This is a genomic window from Mesorhizobium sp. M0047, from assembly GCF_040323315.1.
In the GTDB taxonomy this organism is placed as follows: Bacteria; Pseudomonadota; Alphaproteobacteria; order Rhizobiales; family Rhizobiaceae; genus Mesorhizobium.
The window spans coordinates 296598-303611 of record NZ_JAMYUW010000003.1 but is presented as its reverse complement, the minus strand read 5'-3'; the positions used below and the strand labels follow the sequence as shown (position 1 = coordinate 303611).

Genomic DNA, 7014 nt, shown 5'->3' with positions numbered 1-7014 from the left:
GGAGCCAGTCGAGCAGTTCGACGCCCACGTCCTCGATCTCGTCGAAATCCTCCGCTCGGCACAACAGGCCCACCAGCACCGTGAGTAGGATCTCGTCGAGCCGATAGACCACCATTCCGGGCACGCGAGGGTCTTCAATGTCGTCAATATGATCGAGAAAGCTTGCGTCCATCGCCGGTCTCCTTCCCGGCCAACAGAATCCCGCTTGGTTACCAGAGCGTTAACGATTCATGATTCCGCCCTGGCGTTTCATTGACTTGTGAGGGCAGTTATGCTACTAATTTGCTTACGGTGCTGATTTGCGCCAGTGACCCGCCGCCCAGGCGGGTTTTTGCGTTTTGATGCTTCGTCAGCAAGCGCGAGTCTCCGAAGCATCGTTGACCGGATCGTTGCCTCGACACGACTTTCGGCGGGATTTTCACCACGCCCTCGGGCTGATAGGTTTGGCCGGCCCCGGGAGGAGAGAGCGATGCCAGTCAATCTCGACGAGCTGAAGAGCGCCACCAGTTCGCGCGGACGCGGAGCGCGCAATGGCGGTGTTTTCGTAGCACCTGTCGACGGCAAGGCGCATGTCTCAGGGGAGCGCAACGTGCCGCTGCTCGACATGACAATCCCGGCGCTGTTTTCCGACACGGTCAGCAAATACGGCACGCTGGATGCGGCCGTTTTCGTCGATCAGGACAAGCGCTTCACCTGGAGCGAACTGTCGGACACGGTCGACGCGCTGGCCGCCGGCTTCCTGGCGCTGGGGTTGGTAAAGGGCGATCGCGTCGGCATCTGGTCGCCCAACCGTTGGGAATGGCTGGTGACGCAGTTTGCCACTGCCCGTATCGGCCTGATCCTGGTCAACATCAACCCGGCCTACCGGCTGACCGAACTCGACTACGCGCTGAACAAGGTCGGCTGCAAGGCGCTGGTCACCGCGGCCAAGTTCAAGACCTCCGACTATCTCGGCATGATCGAGACACTGGCGCCGGAGATCGCAAAGGCCGCGCCGGGCAAACTCAAGGCGCAGAAACTGCCGGCGCTGAAGATCGTCATCCGCATGGGCGACGAGAACTCACCCGGCATGTTCAATTTCGGTGATGTGCTGGCCATGGCCGGGCGCGACGAGCATGACAGCCTCGACCGCATCTCGGAGGGGCTGAGACCGGGCGAGGCCATCAACATCCAGTTCACCTCGGGCACGACAGGGGCGCCCAAGGGCGCGACGCTGACCCACAGCAACATCGTCAACAACGGCAATTTCGTCACTTCGGCGATCAAGCTCACCGTCGACGACCGGCTCTGCATCCCGGTGCCGCTCTATCACTGTTTCGGCATGTCGATGGGCACGATGGGCTGCGTCTCGAAGGGCGCGACCATGGTTTTCCCGGGCGAGGGGTTCGACCCCGGCGCCACGTTGAAGGCGGTGGCTCGGGAACGCTGCACCGGGCTCTATGGCGTGCCGACCATGTTCGTCGCACTCCTCGATCATCCGGACTTCCCGTCCTTCGATCTCTCCAGCTTGCGCACCGGCATCATGGCCGGCTCGCCATGCCCGATCGAGGTGATGAAGAAGGTGGTGTCGCTGATGCATATGGAGGAGGTGACCATCGCCTATGGCATGACCGAGACCAGCCCGGTCTCGTTCCAGAGCGGCGTCGACGATCCGCTGGAAAAGCGCGTCTCGACGGTCGGGCGCGTCCATCCCCATGTCGAGGTCAAGGCGGTCGATGCCGATGGCGCCACCGTCGCCGTCGGCGCGCCGGGCGAGCTTTGCACACGCGGGTATTCCGTGATGAAGGGTTACTGGGAAGACGACGAGAAGACCCGCGAGGCGATCGACAGCGACGGCTGGATGCACACCGGCGACCTCGCCACCATCGACGCCGAGGGCTATTGCAACATCGTCGGCCGGGTCAAGGACATGGTCATACGCGGCGGCGAGAACGTCTACCCGCGCGAGGTCGAGGAATTCCTCTACCGCCATCCCAAGGTCAAGGAAGTGCAGGTGTTCGGCATTCCCGACGCCAAATATGGCGAGGAGCTGTGCGCCTGGATCGTGCTCAAGCCCGGCCAGATCGTCAGCGAGCAGGAAATCAAAAACTTCTGCGCCGGCCAGATCGCCCACTACAAGATCCCCCGCTACATCCGCTTCCGCTCCGAATTGCCGATGACGGTGACCGGCAAGCCGCAGAAGTTCCTGATGCGCAATGCGATGATCGAGGAACTGGGATTGGTGACGCAGAAGACGGCGTGAGTATAGGCTTTCCGCAAGGTTCGCAGAAACGCACAGGGCCTGAATGAGTGGTTTCGCGCGATCGGTGACTTCTTACGCGATGCCGTTGGCCGCCTTGGTGATGGCTGTCGCAGTCAGAGCCAGCGGGCTGTCGGTAGACGAAGGTTCGCCGAGCGTCAGGATCCTCGTCGGAGCGCTTTCGAGTGCGATCATGTTTATCACCATTTTCGTGGTGCTCGACCACGCCGAAGCGGTAGCTCGGCGTGTAGGGGAGCCTTACGGTACGTTGGTGCTGACTTTTGCCGTGACGGCAATCGAGGTGTCGATCATCGTTTCCATGATGCTGCATGGAGATAACAACCCTACGCTTGCACGCGAGTCCGTCTTCTCGACGGTGATGATTACATCTACCGGCGTTGTCGGCACGTGTCTCACGCTTGGCGGCTGGCGCCATCGCAAGCAGGCAATCGTTCGACAAGGGACCAGCGCATATCTGGCGGTTCTGGCCGCGCTGACCGTCATGACGCTTATTCTGCCGACCTACACACGAACTACGGATCCTGGCACATTTTCAGCAGCTCAACTTGGTTTCGTGAGCGTACTTTCAGTGCTGCTCTATACAGGTTTCGTGTTCGCGCAGACTGTCCGGCATCGCGACGACTTCATCGAAGGACAAGCACACGATGTTTCGATGCGAATTGCCCCGCACGAAAGCATCTCTGCCAGCGCTCTGCTCCTGTTAATCGGGCTGATCGGAATTGTCATGCTCGCCGAGCAAGTCGCCGCAAGTGTTGAAAATACACTCGTTACCTATCAGGTGACACAGGCTGACAGTATTGTGGGGGCATTGATCGCGGGGCTGGTTTTGATGCCAGAGGCCATTTCGGCGGTTCGCGCTTCCCTCAACAATGAGTTGCAACGCGGTTTGAATGTCGCGATGGGTTCCGCTTGCGCTACAATTGGTTTGACAATACCGGCGGTCGCAGCCGCCAGCCTGCTGACGGGAAGAGGGTTAACCTTGGGGCTTCCTGCGACTGACACAGTGCTTTTGATTTTAGCGCTCTTCATATGCAACGTGAGTTTTAGTACTGAAAGAACGACATTCCTGACCGGCATGATCCATCTTGTAGTATTTTTTACTTATATATTTTTGATATTTGTACCGTGAAAGCTTTGGTTTGAGCGGGCAATTACTGCGCGAATGAGGGGGCCGCTATTGGTGACGCTGAAGACGGCGTGAGGGGGCAGGTGCGACGTCCCTCATAGCCTCACGCCTCGTATTTGAGGTGATCGATGAAGGCGCGCAGCTTCGGCAGGATCTGGCGTTTGCCGGGATGGTAGAGGAAAACGCCCGGCGTCGTGGCGGCGACGCCGTCCAGCACCGATCTGAGTTTTCCCTGTTCTATGGGGCCTGCGGCGACGGGGCGAGGCGTCTGGGCCAGCCCGATGCCCTGTATCGCCGCACCGAGCAACGTCGGATAGTCGTGCGCGATCAGCGGACCTGACACCATCGCCTCGATTGCCTCGTTGCCGTCGACGAAGGACCAGGGCGCAACGGCGCCGTTCGAGCGGCGCAATCGCAGGCAGGCGTGGTGGCGCAAGTCGTCCACACGCTCGGGGCGGCCGTGGCGTTCGAGATAGTCCGGGCTGCCGACGACCACGAACGGGAACGATGGCGTCAGCCGCACGGCGACCATGTCGGGCGCGATGAACTGGCCGAGGCGGATGCCGGCATCGAACCCGCCGGTCGCGAGATCGACCATCTCGTCGCTCGCGGCGATCTCCAGTTCGATCTCGGGATAGGCCCGGCAGAACGATGCGATCATCGGCTCCAGGATCAGCGGCACGACGGCGCGGGGTACGGAGAGGCGCAGCAGCCCGGTCGGCCGTTGGCCAAGGTCGCGTACGGCCTCGCCTGCCGCGACGAGTTCCTCGAAGGCAGGGCCCGCACGGTCGAGGAACCGCTGGCCGGCCTCGGTCAAACCGACGCTTCGGGTCGTGCGGACGAACAGCGCCGCACCCATGCGGGCTTCCAGCGTGCGCACCGCCTGGCTCACAGCGGACGGCGTCACGCCGAGATCCGCGGCGGCACGGCGGAAATTGCGGCGCCTGGCAACGGCCAGGAAAGCTTCGACGCCCTCCAGTGCACCGTGTCGGACTGTGTAGTTCTGCTTCATGGGTTGTGATGATTACACCGGCTAGTCGAACTATGAAAGCTGGCCTAGAGGTAACCGGACTGGCTGGGAGGCTGCGTGAACCAGCTGCTGACAGGAGGCCAAATGTCCACCGAAATGCTGTTCCAAATCCATCTCGTTCTCGGCTATGTCGCGTGGCTGCTTTGCTTCGGCGCATACGGGTTGCCGTGGCTGAGCTCAATGGACCGGGTCGCGGCGCAGCGCGCCATCGCCACGCTGCACAGCTTCCGCTTCTTCGGCCTCGTGTTCATCCTGCCGGGCGTCGTAAGCTCCGATCTGCCGGCCGGTTTCGCCGTGTTCGCCGCCTATGGCGATTTCGCGACAGGGGTGCTGGCGATGCTGGCGCTGCTCACGGTGAGGCTACCGCAGCTCTTCTGGCCGCTTGTCGTCGCCTTCAACCTGGTCGGAATGACCGACCTCGTCGTCGATTATTACCACGCGATACAGGTCGGCCTCCCTGCACATGCAGAGCAGCTGGGCGCCACTTACGCGATCCCGATCATCTATGTACCGCTGCTGATGATCACGCACATCGCCGCATTCTGTTTTCTGGCGCGCCCTCACCAAAACGCGACTCGAGCCATTGCAGAAGATGCGAATGCTTCCTAACCGTGGCGAACGCCGTGCCTTTCAGCTGTGATGCCGGATGTATCGCGCTCGTCAGGCAAGTCGGGCGCGCTTCAAGTCGGGCTGCTTATGGCCGATTGGTCAGCTCCTGCTCCAGATCGACCAGTTCCTTGCCGCCCGCCATCAGATTGAGCAACTGGTCGCGATCAATCTCGCTTTTTGTGTAAGTGCCAGTGCTTTTGCCGCGCTTCAACAAGGTGAAGCGATCGCCAACCACATAGGCGTGATGAACGTTGTGGGAAATGAAGATGACGCCGATGCCGCGCGCCTTGGACTGCACCACAAGCTTCAGAACCACGGATGCCTGATGGACTCCCAGCGCCGATGTCGGCTCATCCAGGATCAGAACCTTGGCACCGAAATAGACGGCGCGGGCGATGGCCAGGCACTGACGCTCGCCGCCTGAAAGCGTGCCCACGGGTTGTTCGGGATCGCGCAGCTGGATCCCCATCGCCGACATCTCGTCATACGCCGTGCGGTTCGCGAACTCGCTGTCAAACTGCCGGATCGGTCCGAACTTGCGCATCGGCTCGCGCCCGAGAAAGAAGTTTCGCGCCACGCTCATCAGCGGCACCAGAGCGAGGTCCTGGTAGACGGTGGCAATGCCGCTGTTGCGTGTATCGGCCGGTGAGGCAAACCTTGCGGGCTTGCCCTGCACGCGGATCTCACCTTCGTCAGGTGTATAGACGCCGGACAGCGTCTTGATCAGCGTCGACTTGCCGGCGCCATTGTCGCCAAGCAGACAATGCACCTCGCCGAGACATACATCGAAAGATACGTCCTTCAGCGCAACGACCGAGCCAAAATACTTGCTGACCGATTTCAGTTCGACATAGGGCTCGGCCATCACCGGCTCCTCATGGCGCGGTTGCGCACGTAGCTGTTGAACAGCACCGCGATGACCATCATGGCACCCATGAACAGCTTGAACCAGTCTGTGTCGATGCCGGTGTAGAAGATGCCCATTTGCACCACGCCGAAGATCAACGCCCCGAACATGGCGCCTATGGCCGATCCGTAGCCGCCGGTAAGCAGCGTGCCGCCGATGACGACGGCAATGATGGCCTCGAATTCCTTTTGGGTTCCGCGTAGCGTGTCGGCCGAGCCCGTGACCAGAACCTGGATCGCCGCAAAGAGCGCGGCCGCCATCGCCGTCATGACGAATAGGGTGATCTTGGTGCGTGCAACCGGCACGCCGAGGTTGCGCGCGGCATTGGCTTCACCTCCCGCGGCGAAGATCCAGTTGCCGAAGCGGCTGCGGGTCAGCAACCAGGTACAGGCCAAGGTCAAGACGATCCACCAGACGATGGACACCGGAATGCCGGAGATCGACGGCAGGCCGTCCGCGCGTTTGCCGATCAGGCCGATGTCCGAAAGCCAGGCGATGGGGCCGGAAAATACCTGTCCCGAGAACAGGCTGTTGAGGGGATCGTTCAGGGCCAGTTCGTGCACGCCTGAAACCTGCGTTCGCCCGGATATGCCGCGCGTGAGGCCGAGCGTCAGGCCGCGCAGCATGAACAGGCTTCCGAGCGTCACGATGAAGGAGGGCAATCCGGTTCTGACCACGGCGAGCCCGTTGAGCGCGCCGATGCAGCCGCAAACAGCAAAGCAGAACAGCAGGGAAAGCCAGATCGGCCAGCCCCAGAACACCGAAGGGATGGCGATCAGGATGCCGGCAAACCCGATCATCGAGCCGACCGACAGGTCGAACTCACCCGCGATCATCAAAAGCGCCACGGGAGCGGCGAGAATGCCAAGCTGGGCGGAGACTTCAAGGAAATTGATGATCCCCTTGGCGCTGAAAAGCCCGGTATTTCCCGCCGTGATGGCGAAGAACACAAAGACCAGAACGGTTCCGGCCGCCGCGCCAAGTTCCGGCCTGCTCAGAAGACGGCTCAGGCGGGAGACGGAGCGGACCCGCTCGTCGCGAAGCTCTGCGGTCATTGATGCGCTACCTTCGTCGGTGAGAGC

General features: G+C 61.3%; 7 protein-coding genes. 3 read left to right on the top strand and 4 right to left on the bottom strand.

The window, feature by feature from the left end:
* A partial coding sequence (locus tag NKJ89_RS04660) for a transposase family protein (protein WP_352600340.1) occupies positions 1-172 on the bottom strand: 172 nt, incomplete at its 3' end.
* A gap of 297 nt (positions 173-469) precedes the next feature.
* Between NKJ89_RS04660 and NKJ89_RS04655 the strand changes: the two genes are divergently transcribed.
* Together NKJ89_RS04655 and NKJ89_RS04650 are read left to right on the top strand one after the other, a co-directional pair.
* Positions 470-2242 carry an AMP-binding protein gene (locus NKJ89_RS04655; RefSeq protein ID WP_352600311.1) on the top strand — a complete coding sequence of 591 codons (1773 nt, stop codon included), beginning with the start codon at positions 470-472 and terminating at the stop codon, positions 2240-2242.
* 190 nt (positions 2243-2432) lie between these two features.
* Complete coding sequence (locus NKJ89_RS04650) at positions 2433-3389, top strand: calcium:cation antiporter (protein WP_352600309.1); 957 nt, start codon at positions 2433-2435, stop codon at positions 3387-3389.
* Between the two features lie 100 nt (positions 3390-3489).
* On the opposite strand, the gene NKJ89_RS04645 is transcribed toward NKJ89_RS04650, so the two are convergent.
* Positions 3490-4398 carry a LysR substrate-binding domain-containing protein gene (locus NKJ89_RS04645; RefSeq protein ID WP_352600307.1) on the bottom strand — a complete coding sequence of 303 codons (909 nt, stop codon included), beginning with the start codon at positions 4396-4398 and terminating at the stop codon, positions 3490-3492.
* A 102-nt stretch (positions 4399-4500) separates the two neighbouring features.
* On the opposite strand from NKJ89_RS04645, the gene NKJ89_RS04640 reads away from it, so the two are divergent.
* Positions 4501-5025, top strand: a complete 525-nt coding sequence (locus NKJ89_RS04640) for a DUF8737 domain-containing protein (RefSeq protein ID WP_352600305.1) — start codon at positions 4501-4503, stop codon at positions 5023-5025.
* Between the two features lie 85 nt (positions 5026-5110).
* On the opposite strand, the gene NKJ89_RS04635 is transcribed toward NKJ89_RS04640, so the two are convergent.
* Both NKJ89_RS04635 and NKJ89_RS04630 read right to left on the bottom strand, forming a co-directional pair.
* Positions 5111-5890 (bottom strand): ATP-binding cassette domain-containing protein, encoded by a 780-nt coding sequence (locus NKJ89_RS04635; RefSeq protein ID WP_031259482.1) that lies wholly within the window; start codon positions 5888-5890, stop codon positions 5111-5113.
* The gene (locus tag NKJ89_RS04630; RefSeq protein ID WP_352600303.1) at positions 5890-6987 is read right to left on the bottom strand and encodes an ABC transporter permease; all 1098 of its coding nucleotides are present in this window, start codon (positions 6985-6987) and stop codon (positions 5890-5892) included. The genes NKJ89_RS04635 and NKJ89_RS04630 overlap by 1 nt, the downstream gene beginning before the upstream one ends.
* Positions 6988-7014: the final 27 nt, after the last annotated feature.

What these genes read in the sequence shown, in the direction of transcription:
- NKJ89_RS04645 (WP_352600307.1), bottom strand. Translation starts at nt 4,398, where the DNA reads ATGAAGCAGAACTACACAGTCCGACACGGTGCACTGGAGGGCGTCGAA.
- NKJ89_RS04630 (WP_352600303.1), bottom strand. Translation starts at nt 6,987, where the DNA reads ATGACCGCAGAGCTTCGCGACGAGCGGGTCCGCTCCGTCTCCCGCCTG.
- NKJ89_RS04640 (WP_352600305.1), top strand. Translation starts at nt 4,501, where the DNA reads ATGTCCACCGAAATGCTGTTCCAAATCCATCTCGTTCTCGGCTATGTC.
- NKJ89_RS04650 (WP_352600309.1), top strand. Translation starts at nt 2,433, where the DNA reads ATGTTTATCACCATTTTCGTGGTGCTCGACCACGCCGAAGCGGTAGCT.
- NKJ89_RS04655 (WP_352600311.1), top strand. Translation starts at nt 470, where the DNA reads ATGCCAGTCAATCTCGACGAGCTGAAGAGCGCCACCAGTTCGCGCGGA.
- NKJ89_RS04635 (WP_031259482.1), bottom strand. Translation starts at nt 5,890, where the DNA reads ATGGCCGAGCCCTATGTCGAACTGAAATCGGTCAGCAAGTATTTTGGC.